This is a genomic window from Reichenbachiella sp., assembly GCF_965233835.1.
GTDB lineage: Bacteria > Bacteroidota > Bacteroidia > Cytophagales > Cyclobacteriaceae > Reichenbachiella.
Genome location: NZ_OZ247585.1, coordinates 1,007,610 through 1,023,938, shown reverse-complemented (window position 1 = coordinate 1,023,938; position 16,329 = coordinate 1,007,610). Strand labels below are relative to the sequence as shown.

The following is a 16,329-nucleotide window of genomic DNA, read 5'->3' as shown; positions in this document are numbered from 1 at the left end:
ATAAATCAAACAGCTATGGATCGAGAATATAAATATTTGTTGCTCTATTTTGTTGGCTTGGTTTTGCTCACCATCGTCAGCTAGTCAACTAAAAAATTACCGCTATGGTAAGAACTTCGGAGTGGCTTTTGTCACTTCGATTCCTGAGCTGTCCCGCGCCTTTTGGTGCGGGATATTTTTTTAAGAGGACAGCTTTTTGAATACTTCCGCAATATTCTGAACAAGTACTACTTCAATCTTAAAATTTACAGCTTCTACCGCTTTAGAATTATTCTTAGAAACAAGTATCTTCTTGAACCCCAATTTCTCAGCTTCAGAAATACGACTCTCAATTCTATTGACAGCTCTCACTTCTCCACCTAAACCAATTTCACCAGCGAAACAAATATCTGAGCTTACTACCTTTTCTTCATAAGAAGAAACAATTGATACAGCGATGCTCAAATCCAATGCAGGGTCATCAATTTTGAGCCCTCCGGCTATATTTAGAAATACATCTTGATTGCCCAAACGAAGGCCTCCTCTTTTCTCTAATACTGCCAGAAGCATATTCAGCCGCTTAGCATCGTAGCCAGTGGTACTTCGTTGAGGTGTACCATAAGCTGACGCACTTACCAAGGCTTGTGTTTCTATGAGCAAAGGGCGATTACCTTCAATTGATGCTCCGATAGTCACTCCACTGAGTTCGCTATCCTTATGTGCTATCAAAATCTCTGATGGATTTGAAACCTGACGCATACCTGACCCAGACATTTCATAAATTCCCAATTCAGAAGTTGACCCAAATCTATTTTTGATAGTTCTCAAAATTCTGTAGCTCAGATGACGATCCCCTTCAAATTGCAACACTGTATCCACCATATGCTCTAGCACCTTTGGCCCTGCAATCGTGCCTTCTTTTGTGATGTGACCAATGAGAAATACCGGTACATTTGAAGTTTTTGCAAACTGGAGAAGTTCGGCCGTACATTCACGTACCTGACTTACACTTCCGGCGGAGCTATCCACCTTGGATGAAAACAACGTTTGAATAGAATCAATGATCAGAATTTCTGGATTGACTTGCTTGATCTGCTGAAAGATATTATTCAGAGAGGTCTCAGAAAGCAGCAAACAATTGTCTGATTTGGCCTGCATGCGCTCTGCCCGCATCTTTATTTGCTGAGGGCTCTCCTCTCCAGATACGTATAATATTTTCTTATCAGGAAGTCCTAGCGCTACTTGCAGAAACAATGTTGATTTTCCGATACCTGGCTCTCCTCCTATCAACACCAAAGATCCAGGCACTATACCTCCGCCTAAAACGCGATTCAATTCTTCGTCAACAGTCTTAAATCTAATACTATCTTCCGCCTTGATTTCCTGAATGGATACGGCTTGATTTGGTCTCGCATTCTTATCTTCTTCAGTCCAAATTTTCGTATTGCTTGAAGAGGGTGTCACTACTTCTTCCACATAAGAATTCCATTCGTTACAAGAAGGGCATTTCCCCACCCATTTGGGAGATTGTGCACCGCAGTTCTGACAAAAGAAAGCTGTTTTAGTTTTAGCCATAGGTACTAAAGTTTGAAGCGACAATTTAAATTGAATTTCAAAAAGAAATACGGTTTTTGAGTCAATGACTTTTCTCATAAAATTAGACTTGCTGCCTTACCTCAAATCACATACTTTTGCTCTTATTTTTAATAATTCTAAATAAGAGAGTTCATGCGATCAGTGGCACAGCTAAGACCTGGGGAGAAAGGAATTGTAAACAACTTTACTAATGAATACATCTCTTTGAAATTATTGGAAATGGGTGTGCTACCTGGCACCGAAGTAGAAATGAAATTTTCTGCGCCATTAGGAGATCCAATATGTATTCGTGTTTCTGGCTATGATTTGTCACTGAGGTTAGAAGAAGCGGCAACTATTACTTTATCTTAATTACTCATGAGCAACGCTTCGTTAAATGTCGCCCTAATCGGCAATCCAAACGCAGGTAAAACGTCAATTTTCAATTTGCTCACCGGAATGAATCAAAAGGTGGGCAATTTCCCAGGTGTCACCATGGACAAGGTCAGTGGTACCTTCCGACAAAACGGAACGTTGGCCAATGTGATAGACCTTCCAGGCACCTATAGTATTTACCCACGTTCCATGGATGAGCGCGTAGTGTTTGATGTACTAAGTGACAAAAAAGCGCATGACTTTCCTGATAAAATCGTAGTGATTGCTGATGCATCGAATCTTGAAAGAAACCTTTTACTATTTACAGAAATTCAGGATTTGGGTCTGCCCACTGTATTGGTATTATCTATGCTCGACGTGGCCAATAGAAGTGGACTTAACATTGATCTGCGTGCCTTGGAAGAGCAATTCAATACCACCGTTTTAACTCTAAATGGCAGAACTGGAGAAGGTATTCAAGAACTAAAAGAGGTTCTTCTTGGAGATGTATCTTCTACGAAAAGTTTGTTCTATGATATCAATGAGCTGTCTCCAGAGATTATACCAGTTATTAAGGAGAAGTTTGACCTCAACAATGATTATGTAGCTTACCAATTCGCACAGCAGACTTATAGCAAAACTTTTCTAAGTAATGACGAGAAACAATTTATCGCTGACGAAAAGGTAAAGTACAATTTCTGCGACCGTCAATTTCAGACCACTGAAACCGTAGAGCGCTACAAGATCATTCGCGAGAAACTTTCGCATGTTGTAACAAAAACGGACCTCGAAACTACGGCCAGCCGCAATCAAAAAATAGATAAAATACTGACCCATAAAATCTATGGTTACCTCATATTCTTTGTGGTTCTCTTTGCTCTGTTTCAATCTATTTTTGCATGGGCCGAGCCATTTATGGATTACATCGATTTCGGTTTTGCAAAATTGAGTAGCTGGGCCAAAACCTATTTACCACCTGGAGTATTGACCAATCTTATTGCTGAAGGTATTATTCCTGGCTTAGGAGGTGTAGTCATTTTCATTCCTCAGATCGCATTACTATTTTGTTTCATAGCCATATTAGAAGAATCTGGCTACATGGCTCGTGTTGTTTTTCTAATGGACAAAATCATGAGGAAATTCGGGCTGAATGGAAAAAGTGTAGTGCCTTTGATCTCTGGGGTGGCCTGTGCCATTCCTGCTATTATGGCTGCAAGAAACATTGAAAGCTGGAAGGATAGGATTATTACCATATTCGTAACACCATTTATGAGTTGCTCTGCCCGGCTTCCAGTGTATGCAATATTAATTGCACTGGTCATACCCAATGAATATTTGTTCGGTTTCTTAAGTATACAAGGTCTGGCATTGATGGCATTGTATCTCATCGGCTTCTTTGGTGCCATTTTTTCGGCATTGTTGATGAAAAAGATTTTGAAGGTCAAAGAGCAAAGCTATTTCATCATGGAGCTGCCCATATACAGATGGCCAAAATGGAAAAATGTTTGGATCACCATCTTTTCAAAAAGTAGAACCTTTGTCTTTGAGGCAGGTAAAATCATTTTGGCCATATCCGTCATTCTGTGGGTATTAGCCTCCTATGGCCCCGGTGAAAATTTCAATCAAGCCAATGAAAAAATATTGACAAAGCACCCAGGTTTGACTGAAAATTCTCCAGAATATGAAGATCTGCTCAGTGCACATAAACTGGAGTACTCTTATGCTGGCATACTTGGTAAATCCATAGAACCTGCTATTCGTCCTTTAGGTTATGATTGGAAAATTGGTATTGCATTGATCACATCATTCGCTGCCAGGGAAGTTTTCGTAGGTACAATAGCAACCATCTATAGTGTAGGGTCTGAGGCTGAAGATGAGTCTACCATTAAAGACAAACTTCGAGCAGAAATAAACCCCTATACAGGCCAACCGATGTACTCCATTGCCTTGGGTGTATCCCTTATGCTGTTTTATGCGTTTGCCATGCAATGTATGAGTACACTAGCAGTAGTATACAGAGAAACCAAATCCTGGAAATGGCCAATGCTCCAATTGATTTATATGTCAGCCGTTGCTTATGTCTTCGCTTTTATCGCTTATCAATTATTGAACTAGCCTATGCCTGACAACCCCAAGAATTTTTATGAGGTACGTCTTGAAGAATTAGTGCAAAAGTCGGATGGCCTTGAACAAAAAGTAACACGCTTATCTTGGATTAGGGTCATCACATTTTGTGCATTTGTCGTCGGCATTGTCTACTTGGCTAACGCCAGAGAAATTCAACTCATGCTCGTGAGTTGTATTTTTTTCGTACCTGTGTTTGGCTGGATTGTACGAAAGCACAATAAGCTAAAGTTTGCCTTTGCCCAACATCAGTTTCTGCTTGAGATCAACGAGAATGAGATTAAAAGAGTTAAAGGAAAGTTTTCCGACTTGTATGATGGTATAGAATACCTAAACACCCACCATGCGTATGCACCAGATTTGGATCTTTTTGGATCCAACTCACTTTTTCAACTTTTAGTTAGAAGTAAACTATCAGGTACCAGAGAGATTATCAAAAATTGGCTCTTAAGTAAATCTTCAAAATCAGAAATTGAAGAAAGACAAGCTGCTATTAAGGAACTATCTGAGGATACCACATGGAGGCAAAACCTAACTGCTTACGGCTATCATGGTGATCAACGCAATTCACAATATACCAATGTGGTAGTCTCTCTGGTTCAATGGATCGATCAAAATTTAAATTTGCTCGACAAACCTTTTTGGAGCATCGCAAGATATTTGATGCCCGCAGTTTCTCTTGGGGTATTGGCGGGCATTAATTTTCTAGACTGGCCTTACCAATGGATATATTTACCAATACTCATTAATCTAGCATTGTTATCTATCATTTTCAAACCATTGATGGAAGTGACCAAAGAATTTGGCAACATTGCCACCTTTCTGAAAGGGTATGAAAATGTAATTACCGAAATTGAACAAAAGAAATTTAAATCCCACCTTCTACTTAGCTTACATCTTCAACTAAAAACAGATCAAGGCAGCGCATCTAACGCCATTAAGGTACTCCGGAGGGTTCTAATGTTTTTACTCAGTCGTGCCAATATCCTATACTTGCCGTTTAATGTGCTACTTCTGCTTGATATCAATTGGCTAATCATGGCCATCCAATGGAAAAAGAAAAATATCAACAATGTAGAAAAATGGTTTGATGCCGTTCATCAGATAGATGCTTTAAGTGACCTTGGCTCGTTTGCGTTCTCCAACCCGGGCTATAACTATCCAGTCATTTCTAAAGAAGAACATCTGCTAAATGTTCTAGAAATGGGTCATCCGCTTATCAAATCTGAACAACGGGTTCTTAACGATTTCAATCTTACAGGTATGGGGAGATTGGGTCTTGTCACAGGATCCAACATGTCTGGGAAAAGCACGTTTCTCCGAACCATTGGAGTCAATCTTGTACTAGCTCAAATGGGAACTCCCGTATGCGCTTCAAAATTCGAATGCTCCTTAGTTCAAATTTTCACCAGCATGCGAACACAGGATAATCTGGAAGAAAATGTTAGCTCATTCTATGCAGAACTTAAACGTTTGAAAAGTCTGCTAGACCTATTAAAAGAAAATGAAGCCGTGTTTTATATGCTCGACGAAATCCTAAAAGGCACCAATTCTGAGGACCGACATAAAGGAGCACTCTCATTGATTGACCAACTCATTGAGCAAAATTGTAGAGGACTCATATCCACCCACGACATACAGCTATCAACACTTTCTAAGAAGCATACGAGCATCCAAAATATGAGCTTTAACAGCTCGATAGTCAATGATGAAATTATTTTTGATTATAAGTTATCTCTTGAGCCCTGCGGCAGTTTCAATGCAAGCAAACTGATGGAAAAAATGGGTATCATCAAAAAATAAGAATCGTTTCAAGGATTGAACAGCCCTGCTTAGCTTTGCGGCAACAAAAGAAAAAGTTAGATGAGTTTCGATCCTAATGTAAAAATTGGTGTTCTTGGCGGTGGTCAGCTGGGCAGAATGATGATTCAGTCAGCCATTGATATTAATCTCGAAATTAAATCAATGGATCCCGATCCTAACGCCCCTTGTAAATCTATTGCCTCAGAGTTTGTGAATGGTGACATTCGTGATTTCGATCAAGTCATGGCATTTGGGGAATCATGTGACATCATCACAGTTGAAATTGAAAATGTAAACATCGAGGCACTTGAAGCACTGGAGAAAAAAGGAAAGAAAGTCTACCCTCAACCTCACGCGCTAAAAACGATCAAGGATAAGGGTATCCAAAAACAGTTTTATGTGGACAACGATATTCCTACCTCTGACTTCGTATTGACAGATTCTTTTGAAGACATTCATCAAAATAAACATTTGCTTCCCGGGGTACACAAGCTGCGTACCGAAGGCTATGACGGACGGGGAGTCCAGGTAATTAAAACCGACGCAGATATTTCTAAAGGCTTTGACAAACCTTCTCTTATTGAAAAATTTGTAGACTATGATCGGGAAATTTCTGTTATTGTTGCTAGAAATGAAAAAGGAGAAATGACTACCTATCCCGTGGTAGAGCTGGAATACCATCCCGAGGCCAATCTGGTCGAATTTCTTTTTGCCCCTTCGAGTTTGTCAGAAGACATCAAAATCAAGGCCAGAGAATTGGCAAAAAAAGTGATCTCTTCTCTCGACATGGTTGGCTTATTAGCCGTAGAAATGTTCGCGACTAAAGATGGAGAAGTGATTGTAAATGAATGTGCTCCTCGTACTCACAATAGTGGACACCAAACCATAGAGGGTAATGTCACCTCCCAATTTGAACAGCATATTCGAGCCATTTTGGGTTTGCCTTTGGGCGACACTTCAATTACAGGAGCATCCGTAATGATCAATTTACTCGGAGAAGAAGGCCACACAGGAGTTGCCAAATATGAGGGGCTGGAAGAAGCCTTGCAGATCGAAGGGCTTCATGTACATTTGTATGGAAAAAAATTAACCAAACCATTTAGGAAAATGGGACACGTGACCTTGGTAGGGGATGACCTGAACAATCTAAAGACCATTGCACGATCTGTAAAACACTCAATCAAAATTAAAGCATAAATGACACCATCTGTAGGAATAATCATGGGTAGCAAAAGTGACCTGAATATCATGAATCAGGCTGCTGAAGTTTTAGAACAACTGGGTGTGGACTATGAACTGACCATCGTATCCGCTCATCGAACTCCACACAGAATGGTCGAATATGCAGAAAACGCAAGATCAAGAGGCCTCAAGGTAATCATTGCCGGTGCTGGCGGTGCTGCCCATTTACCAGGCATGGTAGCGTCTATTACTACGCTGCCTGTAATCGGAGTGCCGGTGAAGTCAAGTAACTCCATTGACGGATGGGACTCTGTGTTGTCCATTCTTCAAATGCCAGGAGGTGTCCCTGTCGCCACCGTGGCCCTTGACGGTGCCAAAAACGCAGGAATTCTAGCTGCACAAGTAATTGGCAGTCATGATGAGAAGGTTGCCGACAAATTAGCACAATACAAAGTTGAGATGCGCGAAAAAGTAGAAGATTCTATCCGAAGCTTATAAAATCTCTTCATATTTTTGAAAAAGAAACAATAAAGCTGATCTTAACCGTTTAGATTTTAGTATTTCTAAAATTAGAAATATTAGTATATTGCCATTCAGCGTGGCAAAAAGTGTAGAATAAATAAAATTTGTGCAACTTATCAGATCTGTCTTGACAAAATATACATGGTATTTTAATGTCCTTTTTTATGGGGGGATTGCCATACTGTTCTCAATGTGCAACGCGGGAGAGTTGGATTTCGATGACATTAATGTTCCAACATACACACCGACGGCAGTAGCTCCTATCGGCCAAACTACTTATACCATAGACTCTCTTATCTCAAAACTCAATGACTCCACCATTGTAGTTTCGGAGGACAATACTAAATTATTATCCGTCTCCTACAGAGATACGACAATATTCAACGATTATCTCTCAATTATAGAGTTGGAAGATGTAACTAATTCAGGGAGCATTGATGCCTCTCTGACTCCTATCTTTGGATCTCCATCAGATCAGGATGTGGTTATACCTACTCAAGATCTCTCTTTCGAATACTCTTCACCTAATGACGAAGAACTTGACTCAGTAAAATACACAGCAGGAACGATTACTCTGGACATTCAAAATGGATATGGCTCAGCCATTGAATATGAGCTTACTTTAAATGATATTGTAAACCTAGATACCGGCGACCCAATGGTGCTATCAGGCACACTACCAGCCAGTGGAACGGACAACGTGAGCGAACAGCTGGCTAATCATAAAACGATCATCACACAAGTTTCAAACACGAATATTTTCACTGGAGCATTTGATGGTACCCTGAAAGTTAAAACTGGTGACTTTATAAATGGCACTGAAATAATCGACTATACCTTGACAATTGCAGGAGCTGATTTCAGCGAGATATATGGTTGGTTTGGTGATAAAACAATTGACATCAACAATCAAACCATAGACATTGATTTTTTTGAAGGCATTTCAGAGAATGGACTTGTTTTCAACAATCCGCAGCTAAATTTCTACATCAATAATGCTTTTGGGGTTCCTATGGGGTTGAATTTTGGAGGTGTTTCAAGCTCAAACGCAAATGGAACGACAGTGAACTTATCTGGAAGCATTACTGACGAGCCTCAGTTTGTACGTGCCCCAAGTACCAGTCAGGTAGGTATCATTACAACCTCAGTGATCAATATTGATGAAAGTAATTCCAACATGAGAGACCTGCTTGCTATTTCTCCAAATCAATTCAACATTGCGCTTACTGCTAATTCGAATTATACGAACGAAGATGGGAGTGACAGAAACTTTGTAACTGCTACGAGTGAAGTGGAAGTAGTGACAGAAATCAATTTACCACTAAATGTGAAACTCACTGACGTTAGCAGGGACTTTCCTACGGGTATAGAAGGGTTCGATTTTGAGGATGCAGATACCATCAAACTGGTTCTTAATACCATTAATCAATTACCATTCAATGGCACAATAGATATGCAGTTTCTGGCCGCTGATTCGTCGGTATTACATGAATTCAAGGATATATTGTTTTTTACCTCGGCCGAAGTGCCTACATCTGGTAAAATAGAAGAGCCAATGATCAACTCAGAAATTGTAGCCATCCATAAAGGTGAGGGCGGAGGCTATCAAGAGCTACTTGACGCCAGTGTACTCAACTTGGTCATGTATATCACTAGCTATAATGCCAGTGAAGATGAATTTGTAAAAATATTTTCCGACTACGAATTAACTATTCAAGTAGGAACTGAAGTTAACGTCAATCATGAGTTATAACCTAAAATCGCGTTTTCTACTGCTCCTAAGTTTCTGTGTTGTAGGTTTCAACTCAGCTTTTGCTCAATCTGGTATTTCCTTGTACCATTTGACCAACAGCACCTACCAAGGAAGCAACTTTAATCCCGCCTTTTTCCCAGAAGGAAAGACATTTATAGGTCTGCCCGTTTTATCCGGCATCATGATTGATTATAATGGACGAGTTAATTATGAAGATGCCATCACCACCAACGAAATTGGTGAAAGGGAATGGGATATTGATAATTTCGTTGACAACGCGAAAAAAAGAAATTATATAAGCATGGAGGCCGAAATATCGACCTTGCATGTTGCCTGGAGGAAGTCCAAGACTCAGGCATTTTCTCTCTTTGTCAGAGAACGCATAGGTGCCAGAGGCTTTTATGGTGAAAATGTTGTGAAAACTGCTTGGTATGGAAACAGTACACTAGTAGGCGATGAAATAGATTTAAGCCGCACAGCCCTTGATGTGAGGTACTACCGGGAGTATGGTTTTGGGGTTTGGAGGAGTATTCCGAATAGAGGAATCAATATTGGTGTAAGAGTGAAGTTCCTCAATGGTATGGTGAGTGCCGTGACTGACAACAAGTTTGATGGTAGTATAGGGTTTGAAGAGAACAGTTATATTGCCAATTTTGATCTAAACTCTGCAACGATTAACACTTCGGGTTTAAATATTATTGATGCGGGCGGAAGTGACCTCACCTCACACATGATAAGCAATGGAAACTTAGGTGCTGGAATTGATCTTGGAGCACATTGGAAAATTACAAATGAGCTATCTGCTGCCGTATCGGTCAATGATCTAGGATTCATTAGATGGAAAGTAGACCCTGAGAATTATTTGATGGCAGATACCACCTTCAGATTTGAGGGGATTGATTTGGCTGACGTAGGAAACTTTGAAGACGCATATTTAGATTCTCTCCAAAACAGACTGCAAGATACCACACTGAATAGAGCCTATACTACAGGCCTCAATACAAGTTCCTATGCAAGTTTAATGTATCAACTTACTCCAAACGATAGATTCACAGGGTCAATTGCTAGCTATATAGTCAGAGGGAACTTTAGAATGATTTATTCTGCTGCATATACAAGAAAGGTTGGACGTGTATTGGATGTATCTGCCAACGTATCCAGAATACCCCAGCAAGGTATAGACTTAGGACTTGCAGCTGCTGTCAATTTTGGATCTTGTCAGATCTATATGGCCTCAGATAAACTGCTAAGAATCTGGGACGTCACGAAAATAGATGCTGTAGATTTTAGGTTTGGTTTCAACCTTGTTTTCAATGGAAAAGGAAAGTCACCCAAAGATGACAATAGTGACCTGACACACCCATCGCCTTATGGTAAGAAAGAAAAAGTGGAAAAAAGTGACGGAATATACTGGATCATAAGAAAACAAAAACCACGTCCAGTCTACGAAAAGACACGTTTCAAAGATTATTAATTCACCCCAACGGCGAATTGCTCCATGTCATCAAGAGTAATTTTTCCTTCATAAAAGGCTTTTCCAAAGATTACTCCATAGACACCCATATCATGTAGTCTCTTGATGTCATCTACATTTCTTATTCCTCCGCTGGCGAACAGACAAAGGTTTGGAAATTCTGCTATTACCTTTTGATATAAATCAAATGACGGTCCTTCCATAGCTCCTTCTCTTGAAATATCCGTAGTTTTAAGATATTTAAGTCCGCGAGAATAGAAATAGTCGATATGCTCAAGAGTATCAAGCTTTGTCCCTTTTTGCCAACCTCCTACGCGGATAAGACCGTCTAATGTATCAGCACCCAAAGCTATCTTTTCTCGTCCGTAAGACATCATCCAGGAGGTAAATAATTCAGGATTATAAACAGCAATTGTAGCAGAAGTAATACTCTCAGCACCGTACTCAAAAGACTTCGTTACATCACCATCTGTGTGGATACCGCCAGAAAAATTGATAGCGATATTCGAATACCCAGACATCATCTCTAGAATATGATAATTAACTGGAGTACCCTTCTTCGCTCCATCTAAATCAATAAGGTGTAACCGATTGATCCCATGATCTTCGAATTGACGAGCTAGGTCTACCGGACTTTCATCATAAATCTTTCCAGAAGAATAATCTCCTCTGGTCAGTCGGGTTACTTTGCCATCCTTTATTGAAATAGAAGGTACTAATAGCATATATTAATTGGGTTACAGGTGAACAAATAAAACTCATGTAGAACTACATCAGCAAATTTCAGCTTTAAAATATTGTTAATTCTACAGGCAATGGGAACAAGTTCCGATAACCGCCGCAAATAGGAAATGGGCGGATACACAATATAATAAAATTAGTCCATTTTTACAAGCTTAAACCCTTGTCCATGGACCGTAAGGATATGTACGGACTCTTCTTCTTTTAGATACTTTCTGAGCTTAGCAATATAGACATCCATGCTTCTTGCATTGAAATAACTGTCATCTTTCCAAATGGCCATCAAAGCAACACTTCGATCCAGGGTCTCATTCATATGATCGCAAAACAACTTTAGTAACTCATTCTCCCTTGAGGTCAGTTTAACCTCTCCAGAGGGCCTTTCAAGTACACTTTTGTCATAACGAAACAACAAAGACCCAAGCTTATATGACGTGACATCCGACTTTCCACTTCCTTTGCTGTTTGTTCTTTTTAGTATGGCCTGAATGCGTAGTAAGAGCTCTTCCATACTGAAAGGCTTAGTCAAATAATCATCAGCACCCAATTTGAGACCTTCAATCGTATCTTCTTTCATAGACTTAGCCGTCAGAAATATCATGGGTGTATGCTTATCCATAGCTCTAATATCGCGTGCCAGAGAAAAACCATCCTTTTTGGGCATCATTACGTCCAGAATACAAAAATCAAAACTCCCTTCCTGATAGGCCTTAAATCCTGCTTCACCATCTTGGCACAAAACGGTTTCATACCCCTTAAGTTGAAGGTATTCATTTAGTATTTGACCCAAATTGGGATCATCTTCCACCAGTAGAATTTTGATTTTGCTCATATCAGTCTTTATTTAATTGATAAGGAAGAAATACGGTAAACTCACTCCCCTTTTTCAACTCACTTTTCACTTCAATATCACCTCCGTGGGCTTCAACCATGTTTTTCACATAAGCCAAACCAAGCCCAAAGCCCTTCACATCATGCAAGTTGCCAGTAGGTATTCTATAAAATTTTTCGAAAATCTTATTTACAACCTCCTTCGACATTCCTATCCCTTTATCTATAATTTTTATCATAATTCCCTTCGCATGATCAATCGTCATGATTTTGATGGCGGGTTCATCTGCGGAATATTTATTGGCATTATCCAAAAGATTATAAACGATATTTGTCAGGTGCATTTGATCGGCCGTTATCGTCTGATTGATGGCTTGCAAATCCGTTGAAATCTTTCCTCCCTTACTTGTTACTTGAATCTGAATATTGGCTAAGGCCTTTTCGATGATCTCATGCACATTGACCTCTTCCAGCTTTAGCTTGAAATCATTCCTCTCAATTACTGCCATTTGTAGGACTTTTTCCACCTGAAGCCCCAAACGTTTATTCTCATCATGTATGATACCCAAATATCTATCACTTAGCCCTTCGGTAGTTCTAATCTGATCGTCACGAAGTGCCTCGCAAGCCAATGATACGGTTGAGATAGGCGTTTTGAACTCATGGGTCATATTGTTGATGAAATCGCTTTTGATCTCTGAAAGTTTCTTTTGTCTGAAAATAGTATGAATGGCATAAGAAAAACAGACGAGAATAATCACAATAAAAATCAAAGAAGAAAGCAATGTCACCCAGATTTTGCCCAACAAATAAGTCTGTTGGTCTGGAAATCTCACAACTAAATAGCCAGCAGCACCCATGATGTCATTCGGGAAAAGATTGGCTCTTAGGTCGGAAGATTGCAACGCCATTCTACTATCAAAAATTCGTTCGATAGTAAACTTTTCTTCCAACGGGTCAAATATGCCAAAATCAAATTGAAGCTCTATCCCTCGATCCTGCAAGCTGCTTTTCAACAATGAATCTGCTTCCTGAGCATCAATTCTACTGTCCAATGACTTAACACCTGCAAACAACTCGTGCATAGCTAGCTGTACGTATTCACTCTTTTTTGCAATGCGTTTTAATCTCTTTTGGTATTCAATATTGTTGGTAATGATCGAGTCAACTTCTCCTTCCTTGATGAAAATCTGTTCGTCAGACTCGTTCGAAGGGGTTTCGGTTAAGGTAATCGAAACATTCTTGAGCTTTGGATCATTTTTTTCTGAATCAAAATAGAAGCTCAACCACTCTGGACGCCTGCTTGTGTCCTTAGCATAGTCCTGCACCTGTATCACTTTCTTTTCAAATGTACTCTCAATCAATTCATACTGATTAGAGTCGCTCTCAGACGGGCTCTTAAAGGCAAAGTTCGTGTGGAAATTATCAACAGCTACGATCAACGCCTCCTTCTTTTCCAATTTTTTGGCTACAGAGGTCAGCGCATCTTGCACATCGCGTTTGAAGGCTTCTTCGTTGGCACTTATAATACTCTCAATCCAGTAAACTTGGAAAACTACAAGACCAACAAGCGCCAAGCCCATAGCCAAAATCAACCCGCGAATAGCCATTTTATTCATGCTTCAAATTTACGTTTTTGGAGAAGTATCGATCTCTATTTAACCAATTTTAACTACTTGGTTAATTGCCAAGAAATTCTAAGAGCTGTGTCAAGTGGGTTATTTCTCTTGTCACTTCATCTTGGTGGCCTAGCTTCGCTGGGTTATAAAACACCTGATCCATGCCAAAATCACGCGCACCTTTGATGTCAGTCATAAGATTGTCCCCAATCATCAAAGAGTCTTCTAAAATAGCTCCCGTATGTTTTAATGCATATTTATATATGCCTGCACTTGGCTTTTTATGTCCTGCCTTTTCAGAAGTAATTATTTTATCAAAATATTGATCCAACCCTGAATGTGCCATCTTTACAGACTGGACTTCTTCGAACCCGTTGGTGATGATATGGAGATTAAACCGGTTCTTGCAAAAATCAAGTACTTCAAAAGCTCCGTCAATAACCCGCTTCTTCTTAGAGCATTCATTCAGAAAGTTGGCATTGATATCAACAAGTAAGTCCTCTTTTACACTTTTCATATTGGCCTCTGCCGCTTCCAAAACAATGCGAAAACGATTATTTCTAAGAAAGAACTTGTCAATTTTCCCAACATCCAGGTCTGCCCAAAGCTTCGCATTCTCATGAAAAAACACATCGCGAAAAGTAACCTCGTCTACTACCCCGTATTTACCAAGGTCGTATCTATGGTAAAGTTCAAAAAGAGTTTCAGAAGCATTCGCATCCCAATCCCACAAAGTGTGGTCAAGGTCAAAGAAGAGGTATTTGTATGACTTCAATATTGTAATGGTTTTTTATTGATGGATAATTCTCTGTTTGAGTGCAGCACTTTAAGTGTCTCTAAATCTTTTTGTAGCTGCTGGTCTTTATTAAGGAACTTAAAAATTTGTGATACCATACCCATTACTTCCTCCTTGATTTGATAAAAAACCCATTGATCCTTTTTTCTCGAGTTGAGAAGACCAGCATGTTTAAGGTAGGTAATATGTCTGGAGGTTTTAGTTTGTGTAAAATCCAAGACATGCTCGATATCTGAAATACTCAATTCACTTTCGTTGAATAAAAGAAACATGATTCTCACTCTTGCCTCTTCTGAAAATGACTTAAAAATTTGCGAACCAAATTGAAGATTAAAATGCTTTAACTGCATGGATCTGAAGTTTAGAGAGTTATAGGAACCAAACCACCCAATAAGGATTGCTGAATTATTGTTTAGTTTTGTAAGTACAGAAAACCAACAAGTGCAAATTAGCATTAAATAAAGAAAAAGAATCAGTGAAGCACATTTTAGCAGCTCTCTTCGGTATTATATTCATGTCTTACGCCTTTGTTTCCATTGGACAAACGGATCAAAAGATTATTCAATTTTCTGGAATTGTGGTTGGCGAGGATAGTACATCTGGTGTGCCTGGTGTTCACATTTTTGTACCTAAGGGAGGGCGTGGAACAACTTCCAATCCCTATGGTTACTTTTCTATGCCTGTACTTGAAAATGATAGTTTGATCATCAGTGCAGTGGGGTATGAAAAAATGCACTTGATTATTCCCGAAGGAGGAAGCGACAACTATACTGTGATCATAGAATTGCTGCCTGATACAACCTATTTGCCGGAGGTTGAAATCTACCCATTTCCAACAGAAGAACTCCTTAAGGAAGCTATACTTGCCATGGAAGTGCCTTATCAATATCAGTATAAAAATATGCAGCAAAGCCTGGATCAGGCCATGCTCAACAAAATGTACAGGAATCTTCCTATGAATGCTGGCAACAACTATAACTACTATGTAAATCAGCAGATGCTTACTTACAATGCAAGGTTCCAGACTACTTCAGTTCCTTTGCTAAATCCATTTGCCTGGGGTGAATTTATTAAATCCCTAAAGCGCAACAAGAACAAAAAGAAGTAAAAGAGAAAAGGGACAATAAATGCCCCTTTTCATCAACCAACCGTAAACTATTATCTTTATTCTTCGAGCTGATATATAATCGCAGCAATTGATTCCATAATCAAATTGCTTTGCCCGATAAGTACTCTCAATTTTTGACTACTGGCATCATGCATCGGTGTCATTTCACCAGTCAAAATGAGATTGAAGTCTTTATCAAAGATTTGAACCGGAACGGGACAAGCCACACATTCTCCAACTGTTAAATCCTCGGTATCTACTATTTCCAAGATCTCAGTCTTGGCACTTGGTTCTACATTTTCATTTTTATCCTCTGTATTGGCATGGAGAGTGAAGCTAAATGCCACCAGAGAGAGTGCGAGTAAATAGGTGTGCGTTTTCATTAGTAATATATTTTGAGTAATTGACCTTGCCAACTTAATAACCATTCTGATGCCAACTATTGTT

The 16,329-nt window shown here is 39.5% G+C and carries 15 protein-coding genes; 8 read left to right on the top strand and 7 right to left on the bottom strand.

Annotated features, from left to right (window positions below; translation table 11 throughout):
• Window positions 1-180: 180 nt before the first annotated feature.
• Window positions 181-1,554 carry a DNA repair protein RadA gene (gene radA, locus ACO6S2_RS04335; RefSeq protein ID WP_422361294.1) on the bottom strand — a complete coding sequence of 458 codons (1,374 nt, stop codon included), beginning with the start codon at window positions 1,552-1,554 and terminating at the stop codon, window positions 181-183.
• A gap of 153 nt (window positions 1,555-1,707) precedes the next feature.
• Between radA and ACO6S2_RS04330 the strand changes: the two genes are divergently transcribed.
• From ACO6S2_RS04330 to ACO6S2_RS04300, 7 genes are all read left to right on the top strand, one after another.
• Window positions 1,708-1,926 carry a FeoA family protein gene (locus ACO6S2_RS04330; protein ID WP_318173476.1) on the top strand — a complete coding sequence of 73 codons (219 nt, stop codon included), beginning with the start codon at window positions 1,708-1,710 and terminating at the stop codon, window positions 1,924-1,926.
• A gap of 6 nt (window positions 1,927-1,932) precedes the next feature.
• Window positions 1,933-4,044 (top strand): ferrous iron transport protein B, encoded by a 2,112-nt coding sequence (gene feoB / locus ACO6S2_RS04325; protein ID WP_422361293.1) that lies wholly within the window; start codon window positions 1,933-1,935, stop codon window positions 4,042-4,044.
• Between the two features lie 3 nt (window positions 4,045-4,047).
• Window positions 4,048-5,856 (top strand): MutS-related protein, encoded by a 1,809-nt coding sequence (locus ACO6S2_RS04320; RefSeq protein ID WP_422361292.1) that lies wholly within the window; start codon window positions 4,048-4,050, stop codon window positions 5,854-5,856.
• Between the two features lie 60 nt (window positions 5,857-5,916).
• A complete protein-coding gene (locus ACO6S2_RS04315) occupies window positions 5,917-7,053 on the top strand; it encodes a 5-(carboxyamino)imidazole ribonucleotide synthase (protein WP_422361291.1) in 1,137 nt (378 codons plus the stop codon).
• Window positions 7,054-7,536 carry a 5-(carboxyamino)imidazole ribonucleotide mutase gene (purE, locus tag ACO6S2_RS04310; protein ID WP_422361290.1) on the top strand — a complete coding sequence of 161 codons (483 nt, stop codon included), beginning with the start codon at window positions 7,054-7,056 and terminating at the stop codon, window positions 7,534-7,536.
• Between the two features lie 214 nt (window positions 7,537-7,750).
• A complete protein-coding gene (locus ACO6S2_RS04305) occupies window positions 7,751-9,313 on the top strand; it encodes a hypothetical protein (protein ID WP_422361289.1) in 1,563 nt (520 codons plus the stop codon).
• Complete coding sequence (locus ACO6S2_RS04300) at window positions 9,303-10,787, top strand: DUF5723 family protein (protein ID WP_422361288.1); 1,485 nt, start codon at window positions 9,303-9,305, stop codon at window positions 10,785-10,787. Before ACO6S2_RS04305 ends, ACO6S2_RS04300 begins: the two co-directional genes overlap by 11 nt.
• Here ACO6S2_RS04300 and ACO6S2_RS04295 read toward each other — a convergent pair.
• The 5 genes from ACO6S2_RS04295 to ACO6S2_RS04275 all read right to left on the bottom strand — a co-directional run bounded on the left by ACO6S2_RS04295 (window position 10,784) and on the right by ACO6S2_RS04275 (window position 15,124).
• Window positions 10,784-11,512 (bottom strand): HisA/HisF-related TIM barrel protein, encoded by a 729-nt coding sequence (locus ACO6S2_RS04295; RefSeq protein ID WP_422361287.1) that lies wholly within the window; start codon window positions 11,510-11,512, stop codon window positions 10,784-10,786. The two genes, ACO6S2_RS04300 and ACO6S2_RS04295, sit on opposite strands and share 4 nt — an antisense overlap.
• A gap of 152 nt (window positions 11,513-11,664) precedes the next feature.
• Window positions 11,665-12,360, bottom strand: a complete 696-nt coding sequence (locus ACO6S2_RS04290) for a response regulator transcription factor (protein ID WP_422361286.1) — start codon at window positions 12,358-12,360, stop codon at window positions 11,665-11,667.
• A 1-nt stretch (window position 12,361) separates the two neighbouring features.
• Window positions 12,362-13,969 carry a sensor histidine kinase gene (locus tag ACO6S2_RS04285; protein WP_422361285.1) on the bottom strand — a complete coding sequence of 536 codons (1,608 nt, stop codon included), beginning with the start codon at window positions 13,967-13,969 and terminating at the stop codon, window positions 12,362-12,364.
• A gap of 70 nt (window positions 13,970-14,039) precedes the next feature.
• Window positions 14,040-14,753, bottom strand: a complete 714-nt coding sequence (locus tag ACO6S2_RS04280; RefSeq protein WP_422361284.1) for a YjjG family noncanonical pyrimidine nucleotidase — start codon at window positions 14,751-14,753, stop codon at window positions 14,040-14,042.
• Window positions 14,750-15,124, bottom strand: coding sequence for an ArsR/SmtB family transcription factor (locus ACO6S2_RS04275; protein WP_422361283.1), 375 nt, complete (start codon window positions 15,122-15,124; stop codon window positions 14,750-14,752). Before ACO6S2_RS04275 ends, ACO6S2_RS04280 begins: the two co-directional genes overlap by 4 nt.
• Before the next feature lie 125 nt (window positions 15,125-15,249).
• Here ACO6S2_RS04275 and ACO6S2_RS04270 point away from each other — a divergent pair, with 125 nt between their 5' ends.
• Entirely contained in the window at window positions 15,250-15,882 is a 633-nt protein-coding gene (locus ACO6S2_RS04270; protein WP_422361282.1) for a carboxypeptidase-like regulatory domain-containing protein, read from the top strand.
• A gap of 56 nt (window positions 15,883-15,938) precedes the next feature.
• Here ACO6S2_RS04270 and ACO6S2_RS04265 read toward each other — a convergent pair whose 3' ends face one another.
• Window positions 15,939-16,265, bottom strand: a complete 327-nt coding sequence (locus ACO6S2_RS04265; protein ID WP_422361281.1) for a hypothetical protein — start codon at window positions 16,263-16,265, stop codon at window positions 15,939-15,941.
• Between the last annotated feature and the right edge of the window lie 64 nt (window positions 16,266-16,329).

Excerpts from the sequence above, each read along its gene's own strand:
- radA (WP_422361294.1), bottom strand. The coding sequence starts at position 1,554 with ATGGCTAAAACTAAAACAGCTTTCTTTTGTCAGAACTGCGGTGCACAA.
- ACO6S2_RS04330 (WP_318173476.1), top strand. The coding sequence starts at position 1,708 with ATGCGATCAGTGGCACAGCTAAGACCTGGGGAGAAAGGAATTGTAAAC.
- feoB (WP_422361293.1), top strand. The coding sequence starts at position 1,933 with ATGAGCAACGCTTCGTTAAATGTCGCCCTAATCGGCAATCCAAACGCA.
- ACO6S2_RS04320 (WP_422361292.1), top strand. The coding sequence starts at position 4,048 with ATGCCTGACAACCCCAAGAATTTTTATGAGGTACGTCTTGAAGAATTA.
- ACO6S2_RS04315 (WP_422361291.1), top strand. The coding sequence starts at position 5,917 with ATGAGTTTCGATCCTAATGTAAAAATTGGTGTTCTTGGCGGTGGTCAG.
- purE (WP_422361290.1), top strand. The coding sequence starts at position 7,054 with ATGACACCATCTGTAGGAATAATCATGGGTAGCAAAAGTGACCTGAAT.
- ACO6S2_RS04305 (WP_422361289.1), top strand. The coding sequence starts at position 7,751 with ATGTGCAACGCGGGAGAGTTGGATTTCGATGACATTAATGTTCCAACA.
- ACO6S2_RS04300 (WP_422361288.1), top strand. The coding sequence starts at position 9,303 with ATGAGTTATAACCTAAAATCGCGTTTTCTACTGCTCCTAAGTTTCTGT.
- ACO6S2_RS04295 (WP_422361287.1), bottom strand. The coding sequence starts at position 11,512 with ATGCTATTAGTACCTTCTATTTCAATAAAGGATGGCAAAGTAACCCGA.
- ACO6S2_RS04290 (WP_422361286.1), bottom strand. The coding sequence starts at position 12,360 with ATGAGCAAAATCAAAATTCTACTGGTGGAAGATGATCCCAATTTGGGT.
- ACO6S2_RS04285 (WP_422361285.1), bottom strand. The coding sequence starts at position 13,969 with ATGGCTATTCGCGGGTTGATTTTGGCTATGGGCTTGGCGCTTGTTGGT.
- ACO6S2_RS04275 (WP_422361283.1), bottom strand. The coding sequence starts at position 15,124 with ATGCAGTTAAAGCATTTTAATCTTCAATTTGGTTCGCAAATTTTTAAG.
- ACO6S2_RS04265 (WP_422361281.1), bottom strand. The coding sequence starts at position 16,265 with ATGAAAACGCACACCTATTTACTCGCACTCTCTCTGGTGGCATTTAGC.